General features: G+C 65.4%; 17 protein-coding genes. 7 read left to right on the top strand and 10 right to left on the bottom strand.

Annotated elements, in window-relative coordinates:
- Together VFZ66_25325 and VFZ66_25320 are read left to right on the top strand one after the other, a co-directional pair.
- On the top strand, positions 1–274 hold a 274-nt coding region (locus tag VFZ66_25325), incomplete at its 5' end, for a sodium ion-translocating decarboxylase subunit beta (GenBank protein HEX6292533.1).
- A gap of 222 nt (positions 275–496) precedes the next feature.
- Positions 497–1417 (top strand): N-acetylmuramoyl-L-alanine amidase, encoded by a 921-nt coding sequence (locus VFZ66_25320; GenBank protein ID HEX6292532.1) that lies wholly within the window; start codon positions 497–499, stop codon positions 1415–1417.
- A gap of 126 nt (positions 1418–1543) precedes the next feature.
- Here the strand turns inward: VFZ66_25320 and VFZ66_25315 are convergent, their stop codons facing one another.
- The 8 genes from VFZ66_25315 to VFZ66_25280 form a co-directional block, all read right to left on the bottom strand.
- Positions 1544–2977, bottom strand: coding sequence for an ATP-binding protein (locus VFZ66_25315; protein ID HEX6292531.1), 1434 nt, complete (start codon positions 2975–2977; stop codon positions 1544–1546).
- A 24-nt stretch (positions 2978–3001) separates the two neighbouring features.
- The gene (locus tag VFZ66_25310; GenBank protein HEX6292530.1) at positions 3002–3685 is read right to left on the bottom strand and encodes a response regulator transcription factor; all 684 of its coding nucleotides are present in this window, start codon (positions 3683–3685) and stop codon (positions 3002–3004) included.
- A 32-nt stretch (positions 3686–3717) separates the two neighbouring features.
- On the bottom strand, positions 3718–4527 hold the full coding sequence (locus VFZ66_25305) for a YceI family protein (protein HEX6292529.1): 810 nt from the start codon (positions 4525–4527) through the stop codon (positions 3718–3720).
- Between the two features lie 136 nt (positions 4528–4663).
- Positions 4664–5416, bottom strand: a complete 753-nt coding sequence (locus tag VFZ66_25300; GenBank protein ID HEX6292528.1) for a hypothetical protein — start codon at positions 5414–5416, stop codon at positions 4664–4666.
- A 212-nt stretch (positions 5417–5628) separates the two neighbouring features.
- Entirely contained in the window at positions 5629–6372 is a 744-nt protein-coding gene (locus VFZ66_25295) for a hypothetical protein (protein HEX6292527.1), read from the bottom strand.
- 200 nt (positions 6373–6572) lie between these two features.
- A complete protein-coding gene (locus VFZ66_25290) occupies positions 6573–7043 on the bottom strand; it encodes a DoxX family protein (GenBank protein ID HEX6292526.1) in 471 nt (156 codons plus the stop codon).
- A gap of 179 nt (positions 7044–7222) precedes the next feature.
- A complete protein-coding gene (locus VFZ66_25285; GenBank protein HEX6292525.1) occupies positions 7223–8080 on the bottom strand; it encodes a VOC family protein in 858 nt (285 codons plus the stop codon).
- Between the two features lie 58 nt (positions 8081–8138).
- The gene (locus tag VFZ66_25280) at positions 8139–8519 is read right to left on the bottom strand and encodes a DoxX family protein (protein ID HEX6292524.1); all 381 of its coding nucleotides are present in this window, start codon (positions 8517–8519) and stop codon (positions 8139–8141) included.
- 146 nt (positions 8520–8665) lie between these two features.
- Here VFZ66_25280 and VFZ66_25275 point away from each other — a divergent pair, with 146 nt between their 5' ends.
- Positions 8666–11572: an AAA family ATPase gene (locus VFZ66_25275; GenBank protein ID HEX6292523.1), complete on the top strand. Its 2907-nt coding sequence runs from the start codon at positions 8666–8668 to the stop codon at positions 11570–11572.
- Positions 11573–11815: 243 nt separating this feature from the next.
- Positions 11816–13204, top strand: a complete 1389-nt coding sequence (locus tag VFZ66_25270; protein HEX6292522.1) for a hypothetical protein — start codon at positions 11816–11818, stop codon at positions 13202–13204.
- Here the strand turns inward: VFZ66_25270 and VFZ66_25265 are convergent, their stop codons facing one another.
- Positions 13205–13486, bottom strand: a complete 282-nt coding sequence (locus VFZ66_25265; GenBank protein HEX6292521.1) for a hypothetical protein — start codon at positions 13484–13486, stop codon at positions 13205–13207.
- Between the two features lie 161 nt (positions 13487–13647).
- Positions 13648–14505 carry a hypothetical protein gene (locus VFZ66_25260; GenBank protein ID HEX6292520.1) on the bottom strand — a complete coding sequence of 286 codons (858 nt, stop codon included), beginning with the start codon at positions 14503–14505 and terminating at the stop codon, positions 13648–13650.
- Between the two features lie 323 nt (positions 14506–14828).
- On the opposite strand from VFZ66_25260, the gene VFZ66_25255 reads away from it, so the two are divergent.
- From VFZ66_25255 to VFZ66_25245, 3 genes are read left to right on the top strand one after another with little or no spacing between them, the layout of a single operon-like run.
- Positions 14829–15473 carry a YHS domain-containing protein gene (locus tag VFZ66_25255; protein ID HEX6292519.1) on the top strand — a complete coding sequence of 215 codons (645 nt, stop codon included), beginning with the start codon at positions 14829–14831 and terminating at the stop codon, positions 15471–15473.
- A gap of 45 nt (positions 15474–15518) precedes the next feature.
- A complete protein-coding gene (locus VFZ66_25250; GenBank protein ID HEX6292518.1) occupies positions 15519–16232 on the top strand; it encodes a response regulator transcription factor in 714 nt (237 codons plus the stop codon).
- On the top strand, positions 16229–17362 hold the full coding sequence (locus VFZ66_25245) for a HAMP domain-containing sensor histidine kinase (GenBank protein HEX6292517.1): 1134 nt from the start codon (positions 16229–16231) through the stop codon (positions 17360–17362). The genes VFZ66_25250 and VFZ66_25245 overlap by 4 nt, the downstream gene beginning before the upstream one ends.
- The last annotated feature ends 264 nt before the right edge of the window (positions 17363–17626 follow it).

Raw genomic sequence — 17626 nt, 5'->3', positions numbered from 1 at the left:
GGTGCTGGGCATTTTAGCCTTCGGCCTCGATACGGCGGCGGGCCTGCTCTTCGCCAAGTTCCTGAACCTGCTGAGCGGCGGTCGCTTCAATCCGCTGATCGGCGCGGCTGGCATCAGCGCCTTTCCGATGGCCGCGCGGGTGGTGCATCGCGTCGCGCAGGAGGAGGACTTCGAGAACTTCTTGCTGATGCACGCGATGGGCGCGAACGCAGCCGGACAGGTCGCCAGTGTGGTTGCCGGCGGCGTGGTGCTGGCGCTGATGGGTGCGGGATAGCGCTCAATTCCCTGGCGGAAATCCAAAGCCCTGCTGCCTGCACGCAGCGGGGCTTGTCGTGCGCGGCGAGATGTGGGCAGCGATCCGTTCATCACCTTGTTCTCAGCTTTTTCTCAGGTACAATAGGTACAGTAGCAGCATATCGATATTGGAACCCCGCACCGCACCTCATCTCTACCTGCCGATGGTGCGTCACTCGCAGAACGGAAGAAGGAGCACACGATGATTGGACGAGCGAGCATCTCCGCGATGTGTCTCGCACTGGTCTTGCTGACCGCGGCCTGGCCCGCTCCGTCGCACGCGCAATCCTCGTGGCGCGTCGGGTTGCAGGTGGGCCACTGGCGCGCAAACGAGCTGCCGGACGAGCTAAAAAATCTGCGGACGAGCACGGGCGCGGCGGCGGGCGGTCTGCGCGAGGTTGATGTTAACCTCGCGGTCGCCAACCGGGCGGCGGAGTACCTGCGCAGCGCGGGTGTCACCGTCGATCTGCTGCCTGCGACGGTGCCGCCGAGCTACCGCGCCGATGCATTCGTCGCGATCCACGCCGACGGCAGCGCGAGCTCGCGGATCTCCGGCTGGAAGGCCGCCGCCCACTGGCGGGAATGGGAAGCGGCAACCGCGCTGATCGAGGCGCTCAGGGCGGAGTACGGCCCGGCCTCTGGGCTGCGCTGGGACGGTGATCGCGTCACGTCGAATATGCGCGGCTACTATGCCTTCAGCAGCCGCCGCTTCGATCACTCGGTTTCGACGTACACGCCCGCTGTGATCCTGGAGATGGGCTACCTGACCAATGCAAACGATCGGCGGGCTATGACGCAGGGCGCCGACCGGCTGGCGCGCGGCGTCTCTAACAGTATCCTGCGCTTTCTGCGCTCCGCGCCTGCGGCTGGCTGGCCCGAACCGCCGCCGCTGCCCGATCTGCGCGCCACGGTGATCGTCGCAACGGCAAACCTGCGCGCGGGGCCGGGCACCAGCTACCCGATCGTCCGCAGCGTCGGGCGGAATCGCATCCTGATGATCGAGGAGGAGCGCGGCCCGTGGCTCAAGGTCTTCTCCTACCGCTCCCGCAATGGCGAGCGCTGGGTTCATCGCGATGTCGTGCGTCTGCAACGGCTGAGCGACGAGCCGGCTCGGGATAGCTAGCGAGCCGCAAGGCCGGGGGCTTGGGGAGTTCTCCCAAAATCCTCATCCTATAAGGTTTGGTCGACCGGAAGATCCGGCAGTGTCAGCGATGGCGCTGCCGTTTCGCGTCTCCTGGCTGACAGGATACTAGGCTCTGATACGACTCGTGGGTCGCTGCGGCTGATGAGCAGGCAGCGCGATCGTAAAGATTGTGCCCTGGCCGCGCGCGCTTTCGACGGCAATCGTGCCGCCGTGCGCCTCAACGATCGATTTCGCGATCGCCAGCCCCAGCCCCGAAGAGCCGTCGTGCTGCTGGCGCGATCGATCGGCGCGGTAGAAGCGCTCAAAGATGTAGGGCAGGTCATCGGGAGCGATGCCGCTGCCGGTGTCCTGAACGCGGAACAGGACCGTGCTCGCTCGCGGCTCCGCCGCGAGCGTGATCGCGCCATGCGCCGGAGTGTAGCGCAGCGCGTTGCCGAGCAAGTTGCCCAACACCTGCGCGATCCGCTCCGGGTCCGCGTCGACCTCCGGCAGATCGGGCGCGACCTGCACCACCAGCGCGATCTGGTGTGTCTGGGCCTGTGCCCTGTAGGCCGACGCGGCTCGCTCCAAAAGCGCCTGCGGCGCGCTCGGCTGGCGGGTCAGTGGAAGCTCGCCCGCGTCGGCCAGCGACAGCGTGCGCAGATCGTCGATCAGGTGCTGGAGATGCTGCGCCTCGGTGTGGATCGTGTCGAAGATGTCTTGTTCGGGTGGCAGCTTGCCCTCGCGGAGCGCCTCGGTATAGCCCAGGATCACGCTGAGCGGCGTCCGCAGATCGTGGGCGATATCCGCCGTCATCTGGCGGCGCAGCGTGGTTGAATGAGCCAGATCCGCGCTCATCTGGTTGAAGGATGCCGCTAGAGCGCCCAGCTCGTCACGCGAGCGAACCGTCACCTGGCGGCCCAGCGCGCCTTTCGCTACCGCCTGCGTGGCCGCCGTCAGCTCGCGGAGCGGCTGCGTCAGGGTGCGAGCCAGCAAGATCCCAAGCAGCAGCGCCATCACCGCTGCGCCCACGGCGCTGTAGGTGATCGCCTCGGTGATTCGCTCCAGAAAGTCCGCCTCAGGCGTTCCCGGCCCCGGACGCCGAGCGCCTGCGCTCAAGAGCCACCCCACGGTCTTGCCGTCGACCTTGATTGGCTCGCCGCGCGCGCGGTCGTACGGCGGCACGCGCGAACCTGGGGGGTAGCGGCCACCGCCCAGCACGACCCATCCAGCCGGGTCTACCAGCACCGGCGGCGGACGATGGTCATCCAGCCCCGATTGTCCGAAGCGGTCGCGCGCCAGATCGCCCGCCAGCCCATCCCAACCGCCGCTCGTCTTGTAATAGCGGGTCAGAGCCGCGATCAGGGTGCGGTCGCGCTCGGCGGCAAACTGGTTGACGGCACCGCGCGTGCGCAGCCCGACGAAGACCGCCACCAGCAGCGCGCCGATCAGTCCGACGGCGAGAAATGCCAGGGTCAGCTTCAGCGCAAGCGAGCGCGGGCTGGGCAGCGCAAGCGGGTGAGTTGGAGCGGTGCTCTCACGTCGAGCCGGGCGGATCATAGCTGCCTCGTGTCTGTACACTGCTTATTTATCGGCGGCAAAGCGGTAGCCGACGCCGAAGACAGTCTCGACATAGCGCGGGTTGCGCGGGTCGGGCTCGATCTTGGTGCGTAAGTTGCGGATATGAACGTCGATCGTGCGCTCGTAGCCCTCGTAGGCGGTTCCCTGGAGCCGATCCAGCAGATCCAGACGCGAAAAGGCGCGGCCCGGAGCCGCGATCAGTGTCGCCAGCAGATCGAACTCGGAGGGCGTGAGATCGACGTGCCGCCCGCCGACGGTGACGATCCGCGCGTTGCGATCGAGCGTGATGTCCGCCGCGCGCAAGAGATCCGGCTCAAAAGCGTCCTTGCTTGCGCGGCGCAGGATCGCCCGCACCCGCGCCGCTAGCTCACGGGGGCTGAACGGCTTGGTCACGTAATCGTCGGCTCCCAGCTCCAGCCCTAGCACCTTGTCGTTTTCTTCGAGCTTGGCGGTCAGCACAAGGATCGGCGCGCTGCCCTCTTTGCCGTAGGCGCGGATGAAATCGTATCCGCTCATTTCGGGCATCATCAGATCGAGGATGATCAGGTCGGGATGCTCCTGACGCGCCACCAGCAGCGCCTCACGACCATCCGCCGCCATCACCACTCGAAACCCTTCCTGGGTCAGATAGCTTGCCACCATCTTGCGCAGGCTTGCCGTATCGTCCACGACGAGTATCGTCTTCATTGCAGCCTCGTCCTCATCCCCAAAGTATCAGGCTACTTCGGCACGGCCACGAAGTCGATTTCGAGCCGCACCTGCTCGGCGACGCTGGCTACCTGCGGCACCCGTGGGATCGTAATGCCGTAGTCGGCGTAGCTGATCGTCGTCTTGGCCGTGCCTTCGAGGCGGGTGTCGGATGCGGGCGTGGCCGTTACGTCGAATGTCACCTCTCTGGTAGCATCACGAATAGTCAGATCGCCGACGATCTGGAAGCTGTAGCTCTGGCCGATCGTGGCGCTCTGCGGCAGACCGACGAGCTGCTTGGGCGTGAAGGTGATGAACTCGTACTGGTCGGTCAGCAGAATCCGGTTTTTGATCGCGCGGTTGCGAAACTCGCTATCGGTCGTCAGCGTGCGCGCATTGACCTGGATCGTTCCAAGCTGGCTTTGCGAGAGATTGTCCGGATCGACGGCGATCTCACCGGCCACCTGATTGGTCGTGCCGACGACCGTCTTGGGCGCGTTGTTCAGCACCTCATCGATGATGAAGCGCGCCTCGGATTCTTCAGGGATGATCTGCGCGACGATCGGGCTAGACGCGCCAGGCGCTGCCGCCGCGTTAGGGGCTGCGGCCTCAGTAGCCGAGGAATCTGTGGTTGCCGCCGGATCTGTCGGAGCGGTAGTCGCTGCTGCGGTTGCTACGGTTGGCGCGGCGCTGGCCGACGCCGCAGCGCTGGTTGCCAGCGGCAGCGCCTCGATCGGCTTGCTGGCCTCTGCCGGTGCTCTGAGCACGCTGTAGGCCGTTGCGCCCAGGATCATAATGAGCACCAGCACGCCCGCCACGATCATCTTCTGTAGATTTGCCATCGTTATTGTTGTCCTTATCTTCCTCATTAAGAGCGGCGGACGGATTTGTCCGCCGCCGCATCCGTTCCTCTTCGATCCAGCTACGAGCGCAGGCCATTATATCATCGCTGCTCTACACCGCTAGCCTGACGACGTGCTAGAGCGTGGTTCCCGAACTCGTGGGCGACGACTGGGGCGTTGTCGGAGTCTGCGGTGTCGTCGGCGCGCCCGGCACGTCGGGCATGCCCCGTCCACGATGGCCGCGTCCGTGAGGCGCGAGGATCTGCGAGCCGCGCTGCTGCAACTGGGCGTAGTGCGCGTCGGCCTGCGCCTGGGTCAGGCTGCCGCTCGCCACCTGCTGATCGAGCTGGGTCTTGGCCGCCGCGAGCGCCGCGCTGATCACCGCCTGCTCGGTGGTGTTGTGCGCCTGCGCCAGCTGGGCGAGAGTCTGCCCGCTGCGCAGTTGCGTCATCAGCTCGTCGGTGGTGATATTGAGCGCCTTAGCCGCCGCGTCGAACATTGCCTGGTGGACCGCGCCGCCCTTGTGTAGCCCGCCGAGCTTCCCGCCGCGACCACCCCAGAGCGCGCCTGCGTCGCCTGCCTGGATGCGCGCTTTGAGCGCGTCAGCCTGCGCCTGGGTCAGCGTGCCCTGCTGGACCGCCTCGTCGGCGGTGCTGTTGCCCGCGCTCACGATCGCGCTATCGAGCGCCGAGCGCTGGATGTTCAAGGCCGCCGCGAGCTTATCCAGAAAGATATTGCGCAGCGATGCGCCGGGCGATGCTGGCTGCGTTTGCGTCGGCGGCTGGGTCTGCGCGCTGACGCTCGTGCCGCGCACGGTGGGGCCGAAGACAACGCCGAGCACGAGTCCCATGACCAGCGCTGCCGTGATGACGAACGATTTTCGTTGCATTGGGTGTTCTCCTTCGAGTTGAAAACGTCCGAGCTGCTCGTCGCGGCGGTTGTGGGGGAGCCCAACGCTCGCGTCACGATGCTCCTGATGTGATCAGGATACCGCGCTGATATTTAGAAATTGTTCAGAAGTGATAAGCAATCTATGTGGATTGCGCGATCGTCGGGCCGCTCTGAATCTGGTACGTTACATAACGTGGTAGCTGCCCGGCGCTACGCCATGTCGAGAACGAAATCGAACGTCGCGGCTGTGCTGCCGCCGCTCTCCTGAACGTCCACCACCAGATCCGGGCTGAAGATTCCGTCCGAGCTGTTGCCCGGCTCGTCGGGAAAGTAGAGCTGCGTCGTCAAGATCGGCTGGCTGGGTGCCTGGACCTTCAGGTGAATGTGGCGCGTCCGCCCAGGATACAGGCCCGGCATGATCGTCTCAAGGCGGTAGCGCCCCTGATCGTCGGTGAACTGGTGGCCGCGCAGCCGGTAGCCGACGTTGTCGTACTCGCCGCTGTCGTCGGCGTGCCAGAAGTCGATCAGCGCGCGCGCGACGGGCTTGCAGCTCGTGGTCAACACGGTGCCGGTAAGCACAAGCGGCGTTCCGGTGATGCCCGCCTCGATCAGGGATGTGCGCTCCGGCGAGTTCGGCGTGTAGTACGGCCCTTCGGTCTGCCCCGGCGTGATCTCGTCGTCGTCGGCGCACGACGGCGTTGGCTGAAGCGTCTGCGCCGCCGCCGCTTGTGTCGGCTGCGTCTCCGTCGCGGCCTGTGTCGGCGCGGCTGTCGGCTGCGTCTCCGTCGCGGCCGTTGGTGGCACGCTGGTCGGCTGCGGCGTCACGGCGGCGACCGGCGTATCGCGGCTAACGATCTGTCTGGCGCAGGCCGCAAGCGCGAGCGCGGCGGGCAGCGCGAGCGCGGCACGCAAAAACGCTCGGCGCGTGGCGTCGGTTTGTTTGGGCTGCTGCATAGTCTTGATCCTCGCTTCATAAGGTGATGCGCAAAGGATACCCGTGTGATGTTTAGAAGTTGTTCAGAAGTGATAGGGAAACGATAAGCATCGCTTGGGCATCGCGCTGCTTCAACAGGTACACATAGAACGTGTGCCGATCGAAACAGTAGCCCATATGCTCCACGGCGAGCATATGGGCTACTTGTGAGAGGGTCGAATTAGCGCGTCGCGTGTGGCGCGGGCCGCTCGGCGATCTGTCGTGGACGATCGCCCAGAAATGCCTCGTCGATCGAGAAGGCTCCAGCGCCCAGCAGCGCAAGCGCCACGGAGCCAAGCAGCAGCAGCACCTCGACGCGAGCATCGGTGAAGCCAACCGCGATATTCTCAGCCGCGAAGGCTTTGGGCAGGCCCACCAGCAGCAGCGCGACAAGCATGTCGGCGGCGAAGAGCAGGCCGAAGCCACGTGTGAAAACGCCCAGTATCAGCGCCAGACCGCCGATCAGTTCGAGGTAGGCGACGAATGGCCCCATCAGGCCGGCCAGTGGAATCCCCAGGCTGCCGAAAAAGCCAGCGACGCCAGCAGTGCCGCCCAGCACTTTGCCCAGGCCGGCGAAAAAGAAGGTCAGGCCAATGCCTAAGCGGAGCAACAACGGTGCAAGATTCTCGTACGAACTCAGTCGGCGGAACATGTAACTCTCCTTCGATGTGTGCCTCTGCTGGCACACTGTTTAATCCAGGGATCAGGGGTCGGGTCCAGGTGGTTTGAGTTCAAAGGTTCGAGTTCAAGGTTTCCCTTGTTCGCGCTCCTTTGTTCGCTTGCTCTCCTGTTCCCTTGTTCCCCGGTTCTTTGTTCTGTATTCCTGGTTCTCTACGCTACCTCGGCGCGCAGCAGCACCAGATTGTGCGACGGATCGCGCACCGCCCAGACATCGGCCTGCTCTGTCAGTGGAAGGCCAGCCGCGCGCACGCGATCGAGGACCGCGTTGAGCGCCTCAGTAGTCGGCACGAGCAGCTCATAGCTCAGCAGCCGCGCCGCGCCCTCCGGCGGCGCTGGCACGCCCACACCGGCCCAGCTATTCAGCCCGATATGGTGATGGTAGCCGCCAGCGCTGACGAAGCTTGCGGACGGCATGCCGGTCATGCGCTCCATGCCAAGCACGCCGACATAAAAATGCTCCGCCGCCACCACGTCCGCCACTTGCAGATGGATATGGCCCATGTCAGTGCCGGTCGGCATGCCCTCCCAGGCGGGCGTATCGGCGTCCAGCTCGGCCAGGATGCTGTCGATGTCGAGCCGCGACGTGTCCATCCTGAAGTTGCCGATCGCGTCGTACCAGGCGCTCCGGGGCCGGTCGCGGTAGATCTCGATGCCGTGTCCGTCGGGATCGGACAGGTACAGCGCCTCGCTCACCAGATGATCGGACGCGCCGCCGACCGGCGTTGCGGTTTCGATGAGATGCCGAATAACACGGGCCAGATCGCGCCGCGATGGCACGCGCAGCGCAAAATGGTACAGGCCGGTCGCGCGACGCACCAGACGCGCGCCGGGCACCTCGCGCAGGTGCAGCAGCGGCGTCGTGCCGACGCCCAGGGTCGCCGTGCTGTCCGCCTGCGCCAGCACCGTCAGGCCGATGTTGTGCTGGTAGTAGCGCAGCGCGCGCGCCAGGTCGCCGACGCTCAGCGTGACGAGGCCGATCCTCGTCGCGGGATCAATAATCGATGCCATAGCTTTATTCCTTTGGCTCATGGGTACGACACACCACACGGGCCGGCTTCCTTGCGTTCTACGCGGTTCGCGGGCGGCTGCTCCAGGCGACAATACCTGCCAGCACCAGCAGCACCAGTGGCAGCCCGATCATTGTCGCCTCCTGGTTGACGAGATGCGTCAGGATCGCGCCGACCATCGTGGCGACCAGGCCCAGCGCGCCGATCAGGCGGGTCTGCCGGGGCCAGAGCAGGATTGCGCAGACCACCTCGATCAGGCCGGTGAGATACATGAACCACAGCGGATAGCCCCAGCGGGCGAAGTTGGTAACGTTCATCTCGGCACCGGCCAGCTTTGTACCGCCGGAGCCGAGAAATGCAAGCGCCAACAGCGCCATCACCACGTACAGGGCATACGTTCGCCAGCGCGGAGCCGTCTGAGTTTGCGAAACACTGCTCATGTGATACCTCGCCTTGATCCGTCCGAATGACGATAGCCGTAGGATATAGGCGCTGCGTCCCTCCGGGTGTCCCTCGCGCGGCTGCGGCCTGGTATGCGCGCGTCCCTCTTTGAAGATTAGCCGTCCCTCGCGTATCATAGAGCGCAATGGAGACTCTTCAGCTTGATGTGCTAGGCCCGCCGCTGCTTCGTCGCGGCGAGCGGACGATCGCCTTTGCGCGGGCGAAGGGCGTGGCGCTGCTGCTCTACCTTGCGTGTACCCGTGTGGCGCAGCCCCGTGAGCGGCTGCTGGATCTGCTCTGGCCGGAGAGCCTGCCGCAGGCCGCCCGCAAGAATATGCGCAACACGCTCTGGGCGATCCGCGAGGCGCTGGGCGACGACGTGCTGGCGCTGGAAGCACAGACCATTCAGCTCTCGGCGGCGGTGAGGGTCGACCTCCACACGCTCGAAGATGGGATTCTGCTGCTGGAGGGCGGTACCGCGGCGGCGCTGGAGGCGGTCGCGGCACACTATCGCGGGCCGCTCGCCGACGGCCTGATCGTCCACGAGGCGGCGGAGTTCGAGATCTGGCTGATGGCGGAGCGCGAGCGCGTGGCGGCGACCTATCTGCGGCTGATCGAGCGGGTGATCGCGCTGCATCGCGCCGCTGGCGACTGGCAGGCGGTGCTCGACCAGGGACAGCGCGCGCTGGCCGTCGATCCGCTGCGCGAGTCCGTTCATCTGGCGATGATCGAGGCGTACACGCGGCTGGGACAACGCTCGCTGGCGACGCAGCAGTACCATGCGCTGACTGAGATGCTTCAGCATGAGCTGGCGGTTGCGCCGCTGCCGGAGACGACCGCCCGCTACGAGTCGCTGCTGGCCGGAGCGTCGCAAACGTCTGCTCCCCAGTCGCCGCGCCCTCGATCCCACGACTCCGCCGCGCCCTTTGTCGGGCGTCAGGGTGAGCTGGCAGCGCTGGACGAAGATCGTTCGCTGGCAGCGCAGGGCACGGCGCGCGTGACGCTGATCGCCGGAGAGCTGGGCATCGGCAAGTCGCGGCTGTGGCGCACCTGGGCCGCCGGGCTGCCCGCAGAGGTGGTTGTGCTGGCGACGCACGCGCTGGAAACCGAGCAGCCGGTCCCGTTTGGGCCGCTGCTGGCGCTCTTCCGGCAGCCCGGCCCTGCTCGCTCGATGATCCAGCCGCCCTCGCCGCTCCCGCCGATCTGGCTGGCGGAGCTGTCGCGGCTGCTGCCGGAGATCGCGGCCTCCTGGCCCGATCTTCCACCGCCGCTCGCGCTCTCGCCGCCGGAAGAGCGCGCCCGGCTCTTTCAGGCGCTCACCGAGGCGCTACGGCTGCTGGCGAATCCGCTGCTGGTACTCATCGTCGACGACCTGCACTGGGTCGATCCGTCGACTCTCGACTGGCTGGTATATCTGATCGACCAGCTACGGGACGCGCCGCTGCTGCTGATCGGCACGTATCGGTCCCCGGAAGCGCGCGAGCAGTTGACGTCTGCCGCCGCCGGATGGCAGCGCCAGGGACGGCTGCGCCAGATCGTGCTGCCGCATCTCACGCCCGACGAGGGCCTCGCGCTGCTCTCGGCGCTCGGCGCACACGACGCTCCCGACGCGCAGCATGACCGGGTACGGCAGAGCGGCGGCAATCCCTACTTCTTGATCGAGCTGAGCCGCGCCTCCGATGGCGCGACGCCTGCCGATCTTGCGTCGCTGATCCGCGCGCGCGTGCGGGCGACCGTGCCGCCGAGCGCTTATCAGGTGTTGCAGGCGGCGGCGGTGCTGGGTGACGCGACCGATCTCTCAGCGCTGCACGCCACCAGCGGTCGAAGCGAGGAAGAGACGCTGGATGCGCTGGATGCGCTGGTCGATGCGGCGGTGCTGGTCGAGCACGGCGGCGCGTACAGCTTTGTGCATCCGCTGGTTGCGGCGATCGTGGTCCAGGATCTAACGGCGGCGCGGCGCGCGTTTCTGCACCGGCGGGCGGCACAGGCGCTTGAGCGGCTCTGGGCATACCGGCCTGAGCAGGTTGCCGGGCGGCTGATGGAGCACTATACGGCGGCGGGCGACCTCCGGCGGGCCGCGCACTACGCGCAGATCGCATCGGCGCAGGCGTTTAGCATCGGCGCGTTTGTCGAGGCGGCGGCCTACGCGCGACGGGCGCTCGAATGGGAGGCGACGCCGCGGCGGCACCTGCTGCTGGGCAGCGCGCTGACGATCGCGGGCGCTGCCAACGAGGCGCAGCATCACTTGCAGACGGCGCTCCAGGGCTGCGAGCAGGCGGGCGATGCCGTGGGCATGACCCGCGCGGGCGTTGTGCTGGCACGCATGGCGATCACAAGAGGCCAGCCCGATGTGGCGCGCCGCTGGCTGCAACAGGTGCCGATCGAGCGGGCACAGACAGCCGATCCGGCGCTGGGCGTGGAGGCGCATTTGCTGGCGGCAGGCGTCGATCGGATGAGCAGCGCGTTCGCTGCCGCCGAGGCACGGCTCGATCGTGTCGATCAGCTTGTGCAAGCCCATGATCTACCCCATCAGGCAGCGCAGAGCGCGTTCGAGCGTGGCAATCTGCTAGCGAACCAGGGGGATCTGCGCGCCGCCATCGCCGCTTTTACGGAGTCGCTACGGCTCGCACACGCGACCGATAACCCGATGCAGCAGGCGATGGCGCACAACAATCTGGCCTATCATCACCTGCTGGCAGGCGATCTGGACGAGGCGCAGGAGCAGATTCGGACGGCGCTGGCGCTGGTCGAGCGCTTCGCGCTCGGTCTGCTGTGGCAGTACGTCCACAGCACAACAGGCGAGATCGCGCTGGCGCAGGGACAGCTTGACGCAGCCGATGCTGCCTTCAGCCGCGCGCTGGATGCCGCGTCTGCCTGGAATAACCGCGTGCATATCGCCAATATCCGCGTCAACCAGGCGTTGGTCGCGCGGGCGCGCAACGATCTCGCGCAGGCGCGCGCGCTGCTGGACGAGGCGCAGGCGACCTTCGACGATGCGGTCGAGCCGTTCGTGCGCGACAAAATCCTGCGCTATCGGGCCGAACTGGGGTAGCACGGAGAACAAAGAACAACACGAAGAAGAAGCGAACAGGGGATCAAGGCAACAAAGGAGTATCGTGCCCCAAGAACCAAAGAAAATCTTGAACTTGAAACTTTGAACCCCCGATAAACCGGAGCGGTTGAAATTTCTTGTCCGCCGGTAGCAGCCCCTCCACGCTCACAGCATAGGTGTCGGATATAATCGGCTCACACCATAGGGCGTGCTGCGTGGTCGGCGCATGAGCGGAGGGATAGCATGGATATACCGTTTATGTGGGCATTGATGACGACGCTGCGGAAGTTCCGCCGCCGAGAGCGTTGGACGCGCGCGCAGGTGCTGGCGTATCGAGCACACGCATTGCAACTGCTCCGCGAACATGCCTATGCGCACTCGCCCTTCTATCAGCAATTTCATGCAGATTTGACCGATCGCCCGCTCGGCGAGCTGCCGGTGCTGACCAAAGCTATGCTGATGGAGCACTTCGACGAGGTGGTGACGGATCGCGGGGTGCGGCTGTGCGACGTGGAGATGCATCTGGCGCGGATGTCGGCGGCTGAGCGCTTTCAAGGCCGGTATGTGATCAACGCCACGTCAGGCAGCACCGGACGACGCGCTATCTTGCTCTTCGACCCCGCTGAGTGGATCACGATTCTGGCCTCCTTCGCCCGTGCCCGCGAGTGGGCCGGGATGCGTGTCAATCTGACGCAGCGGGTGAAGACCGCGATCATCGCCTCCACGACGCCCTGGCATATGTCGGCGCAGGTCGGCGTGACGGTTCACAGCTGGTGGATGCCGGAGCTGCGGATCGCCGCGACCGAACCGCTGGAGTCGATCGTCGAGCGGCTCAACACGTGGCAGCCGGAGGTTGTGGTCGCCTACGCCTCGATGGCGCGCATCCTGGCCGAGGAACAGCGTGCCGGACGTTTGCGGATCGCGCCCCGGCGTGTGTTTACCAGCTCGGAGGTGCTGACCGATACGGCGCGACGGGTGATCGAGGATGCCTGGGGCAAGCGGCTCTTCGATCAGTACGGCGCGACCGAGACGGGCGATCTTGCGGCGGAGTGCGCGCACCATCGGGGGCTGCACCTGTTTGAAGATCTGCTGATCGCGGAGGTGGTCGACCACGAGAATCGGCTAGTGCCGCCGGGCGCGTACGGCGAGAAGCTGCTGGTGACAACGCTCTGGAGCCGCACGCTGCCGCTGATTCGCTACGAGCTGAGCGACAGCGTGCGGCTGTCTGCCGCGTCATGTCCGTGTGGACGGCCCTTCGTGCTGATCGACGGCGTTCAAGGCCGCACGCAGGATATTTTGTACTTTGCCACGCCGACCGGCGGGGAGATCGGTGTGCATCCTCACATCTTCCACAGGATTCTGGACATGGTTCCGGCTAGCGGCTGGCAGGTTGTTCAGGAGGTCGATCGATTAGAGATATTGCTGAGCGGCCTGCCTGAGAGCTTTGAAGAAACGCCGCTGGTGGATGCGATCCGGCGCGTGCTTGAGGCACAGCGTACGATCGTGCCGCCGATTAGTGTGCGGCGCGTAGCGCAGATCCCGAAGTCGGCGTCCGGCAAAGCGCCGCTGGTCATGTCCCACGTTCCCCGCACATCGACACGCGCACCGACGCTTGCGATCCCGGCAGATTGATCACCGCATCAGGCATAGACGCTCGTCGGCGCGCGACGGCTGCGGGACCACCGCCGTCAAGAATCGGTACTCCGCTGTGGCGATATACTGCCGTGGATCGGGATCGAGGCCCGCGCGCTCCGCCGACGCATAGTATGCCGTCTCCTTGGCGTCCCACGCCTCAGGCCCGTCGTAGCTCAAAATCCAGAGAAACTCGTTGGTTTCGGGGCTAACCCAGGCGCGGTCGATGGTGTAGCCGTGTTGGAGCCGCAGCGGATACACCCCTGCGAGCCACGCCTGCACAAAGCGGTCCCTCTGACCGCGATTGATAGTGAAGATGCGAAGCTGTGTGACCATCGCTGCTGACTTTCACGACCAGCCGCAGCGGCCTGCGCCACCTCATGCACATCTGCTTATACCACGAGCGTCAATCCCTGCTGCGGCGTGGCGGTAGAGCGCATGGCTCAGGCCAGGGGATGGAGCGTGCGGTCGATGTGGATCGGATCAGCCTGCTTGGGCGCGGGCTGCATATTCCCCAGCAGGAGTCCCGTGGCGATCAGGCAGCCAATCGTCAGAAACGCCCACAGCGGCGTGAGCGTATCCCAGGTGCCCGCCCTGGCGTAGGCGAATGCCGACATGATGAGCAGGGCCAGACCATACGTTGTGGCTTTGACCATCACGATCGTTGCCAGGACATAGCCCCAGGGCTGTCGCTTCCAGAGCAGGACCGCGCTCAGGACAAGGCCCGGCATCAGCAGCGATAGATCTGTGGCATACACGACAGCGGTGGGATGCCCTGTCTGGATAATATCCTGGGGAACCTGCCCGGTGACGACGAATTGCAGCGATCGGGCGATCCACAGACCACCCAGGAGCGCCGCGAAAAACAGCATCCAGCCACTGATCCATGTGACCGGTGTGCTGGCCTTGAATGACCGGCTGATCGCGCTGGCATCGACTCGCGGGAGCGCGAAGATCAGCGCGTACGCCGAGAGCGTGAAGAGCGCGACATACAGCAGGAAAAATTGATTGAACGCCGTGCCGTACAGGTAAAAGATGTAGTTGTAAAGCATGTAGCCCAGCGCTCCCAGCCAGATCAGGAGCGCGCGCTGTGAGCCGCGCCGCGTAAGGATCAGTGCCCCGACCAGCAGCGGCACGGCCACAGCCAGTGTCACCAGATCGTTGCCGCGAAACGCCCAGATGATCAGGCTGTTATCCCGGTACAGGCTGGCGATGAGCAGGCCCCCGGAGGATGCCACGGCTGCCAGGATCGCGATGATCGCCGAGAGCAGCGAGGCTGATCTTAATTTGGCTTGTAGCATGGGATTCTCCTTGCCGTCGCCAGCGGTCATCTCTCGCGCCTGGCTCGTGATAATGCGATGGTGCGCAGGCTACCAGGAGGTTGACCGGCGCGGCCTGACGGCGGATGGCCGTATGGAACAGGATACATGAGCTGAGCGGCGCTCGGCGTACAGGAACAGCAACCCCTGGTGATGGTCGCGTAACGAGATCGGTTGGCTTGCTCCACGTATAACCCGCAAGATGGCCTATAGGCGTCCAGGCACGGGCACGGTATGATTCAAGGTGGCCGCCCGGGTGGTCGTCGGGCGCGAGATCATCGGTTTTAGATGCGGAGCACAGATACATGGAATCGGAGACGACACCACCGCGCCGCAGCGCGAGCCCGCTACGCACCGTCAAGGTCCATGCGCGGGGCGAGGATTTTCGGATCGTGCAGCTTCAGGGCAACCTTTTCGTCTGCTCGAAGGCGCATGGTAGCTGCTGCTGCGGCTGGACCGAGAAGGAGCGCGCGCCGGTAAACACGGCGCTGTTTGAGTCCGAGTGGGAGCGGCGCAAGATTCGCAACAAGCTTCACCTGACCTTTACCGGCTGCCTCGGCCCGTGCGCGGTTGGCAATAACACGCTGCTGCAACTCTTTGGTCAGTCGATCTGGCTCAAGGATCTCAACGACGACTCGTATGTCGTCGCGCTTTTCGATTACATTGAGGCCATGCTGGGCGCAGGCACGATCTTACCGCCGCCGCCTGCCCTGGCCGAGCACGTCTTTGCGCGCTACGCGCCGCCGCCAGCCGAGGCGGGCGCTGTTGTCGCGGGCAGCGCCGAGGACGACGGAGCCGGGCTGGAGCGGCTCGATCCGGTCTGTCTGATGGATGTCGATCCGGCGACAGCGCGCTGGTCCTCGACCTACGAGGAGCGGACCTACTACTTCTGCGCTCCGTCGTGCAAAAAAGCCTTCGACCGCGATCCGCAGGCATACATCGTCGGCTGATCGCCGATGATGGTGTGATCCGGCGGGAGAAAGTGAGAGCAGCGCATGATCCGCGATACAGCGCCGACGATCCTGGTTGTGGACGACGAGCAGCGCCTGCGCGCTCTGGTCCGCAGCTACCTTGAGCGCGACGGATTTACCGTCGTCACGGCTGACAACGGCCTGGCCGCGCTCGATCTTGCGCGACAGCGGCAGCCCGATGTCGTCGTGCTGGACATCATGCTGCCGGGCATCGACGGCCTGGAGGTCTGCCGTCGTCTGCGCACGTTCTCCGATGCGTACGTGCTGATGCTGACCGCAAAAGCCGAGGAGATCGACCGCATCGTCGGGCTGGAGGTCGGCGCCGACGATTACCTGACCAAGCCGTTCTCGCCGCGCGAGCTAGTGGCGCGTATTCGCGCGCTGCTGCGCCGCCCGCGTCGGGTTGGAGCTACGCCGCCGGATCTGCCGCCCACGCAGCGATTCGGAGAGCTGGTGATCGATCGCGGGCGGCGCGAGGTGACGCTCGGCGGGGTGGTCGTCGCGCTCACGCCGCTTGAGTACAAGCTGCTGGTGACGCTGGCCGAGCATCCGGGGCTGGTTTTCACCCGTGGTCAGCTTCTTGAGCAGGTCTGGGGTCCCAACTACTTCGGCGACGACCATGTGATCGATGTGCATGTCGCCAATCTGCGCAAGAAGCTCAGCCTCGACGCAGCTATCGCGGCGCAGATCGAGACGGTGCGCGGTGTCGGCTATCGCTTCGGCGGGAGGCCGGGATGAGCGATCGGCGGCGCGTTCGGCGGAGCCTGCGCACGAAGCTGCTGCTGGCCTACCTGCTCGTGATCGCGGTGGGCGTGCTGACCTTTATGATCGTCGCGTTTGCCATCGCTCCGACGCTGCACAGCCGCCTGGTGGCGGGGATGATGGGGCCGAACAGCGCGATGATCGAGCGCATGATGCCGGGCATGCAGCAGATCGTCACGTCGGCGTTTCAGTCGGCGATGCTGCAAGCGCTGCTGCTCAGCTCAAGCGCCGCCGCGTTCGTCGCGGTCGCGGCCAGTCTGTTCATCTCCGGTCGGATTGTAGCACCGATCCAACATCTGCTGGCCGCCGCGCGCAGGATTGCCGCGGGACAGTACGCCGAGCGCGTGCCGTCGGGCGAGGCCGATGAGCTGGGCGCGCTGGCGGAGCAGTTCAATATCATGGCGGCGGAGCTGGAGGCCGCCGAGCGTCGCCGGGTCGCGCTGATCGGCGATGTCGCGCATGAGCTGCGCACGCCGCTGGCGACGATCGAGGGCTACACCGAAGGGCTGCTCGACGGGGTGGTCGAGCCGGGAGCAGAAACCTGGGCGCTGCTGCATGACGAGGTGCGGCGGCTACGGCGGCTCGTGCAGGATTTGCAAGAGGTTTCGCGGGCGGAGGCGCATCGGCTGCCGCTGCATCTTCGCCCGGCACCGCCTGCGCAGCTTGTCGGGCAGGCTACAGCGCTGCTGGCGGCGCAGTTCGACGAAAAGCAGGTTGTGCTGCGCAGTGAGGTGCCGACCGGCCTCCCCCTGGTACGCTGCGACGCCGACCGTATGATCCAGGTGTTGATCAACCTGCTGGGCAACGCGCTGCGCCACACTCCGGCGGGCGGCAGCGTCGGCGTTCACGCCGAGCGGCAGGATGACACGGTCGTCTTTCACGTCGCCGACACAGGCAGCGGCATTGCCGCCGAGCACCTGCCGCATCTCTTCGAGCGCTTCTACCGCGTCGATCCGGCTCGCTCGCGGGCGCTCGGCGGCAGCGGTATCGGCCTGACGATCGCCAGAGCGCTGGTCGAGGCGCACGGCGGGCAGATCTGGGCTGCCAGTCCCGGTCCCGGTCAGGGCGCGTCTTTCTCGTTTACGCTGCCGATCGCGGACGCCTAGTGCGGAGCGCAGAACAAGGAGCCAGGAGAACAAGGGAACAAACGGAGAGCTTTGAGCTTGGAACTTTGAACTTGTGGCTTTGAACCGATCCATGGTGTGCATTTCTTGAGCAAATCTTGATGATTCGGCACATTGTCTCTTGATGTTCGCGCGATAGACTGGAACCATCAAAGATGATATGGCCGTACGGACGGCTCGTACATGACATGGAGGCACGCCATGATGGGCGGATTTGGAATGATGGCCGGCATGGGCTGGCTTGGC

Source organism: Herpetosiphonaceae bacterium (assembly GCA_036374795.1).
GTDB lineage: Bacteria > Chloroflexota > Chloroflexia > Chloroflexales > Kallotenuaceae > LB3-1.
Note: the sequence above shows the minus strand (reverse complement) of the source record. Positions and strands in the feature narration are given on the sequence as shown.

Bases quoted from the DNA above. Each gene is read 5' to 3' on its own strand.
- VFZ66_25290 (HEX6292526.1), bottom strand. From the start codon at position 7,043: ATGTTCCGCCGACTGAGTTCGTACGAGAATCTTGCACCGTTGTTGCTC.
- VFZ66_25320 (HEX6292532.1), top strand. From the start codon at position 497: ATGATTGGACGAGCGAGCATCTCCGCGATGTGTCTCGCACTGGTCTTG.
- VFZ66_25275 (HEX6292523.1), top strand. From the start codon at position 8,666: ATGGAGACTCTTCAGCTTGATGTGCTAGGCCCGCCGCTGCTTCGTCGC.
- VFZ66_25300 (HEX6292528.1), bottom strand. From the start codon at position 5,416: ATGCAACGAAAATCGTTCGTCATCACGGCAGCGCTGGTCATGGGACTC.
- VFZ66_25315 (HEX6292531.1), bottom strand. From the start codon at position 2,977: ATGATCCGCCCGGCTCGACGTGAGAGCACCGCTCCAACTCACCCGCTT.
- VFZ66_25250 (HEX6292518.1), top strand. From the start codon at position 15,519: ATGATCCGCGATACAGCGCCGACGATCCTGGTTGTGGACGACGAGCAG.
- VFZ66_25255 (HEX6292519.1), top strand. From the start codon at position 14,829: ATGGAATCGGAGACGACACCACCGCGCCGCAGCGCGAGCCCGCTACGC.
- VFZ66_25245 (HEX6292517.1), top strand. From the start codon at position 16,229: ATGAGCGATCGGCGGCGCGTTCGGCGGAGCCTGCGCACGAAGCTGCTG.
- VFZ66_25285 (HEX6292525.1), bottom strand. From the start codon at position 8,080: ATGGCATCGATTATTGATCCCGCGACGAGGATCGGCCTCGTCACGCTG.
- VFZ66_25260 (HEX6292520.1), bottom strand. From the start codon at position 14,505: ATGCTACAAGCCAAATTAAGATCAGCCTCGCTGCTCTCGGCGATCATC.
- VFZ66_25295 (HEX6292527.1), bottom strand. From the start codon at position 6,372: ATGCAGCAGCCCAAACAAACCGACGCCACGCGCCGAGCGTTTTTGCGT.
- VFZ66_25305 (HEX6292529.1), bottom strand. From the start codon at position 4,527: ATGGCAAATCTACAGAAGATGATCGTGGCGGGCGTGCTGGTGCTCATT.
- VFZ66_25310 (HEX6292530.1), bottom strand. From the start codon at position 3,685: ATGAAGACGATACTCGTCGTGGACGATACGGCAAGCCTGCGCAAGATG.
- VFZ66_25270 (HEX6292522.1), top strand. From the start codon at position 11,816: ATGGATATACCGTTTATGTGGGCATTGATGACGACGCTGCGGAAGTTC.
- VFZ66_25280 (HEX6292524.1), bottom strand. From the start codon at position 8,519: ATGAGCAGTGTTTCGCAAACTCAGACGGCTCCGCGCTGGCGAACGTAT.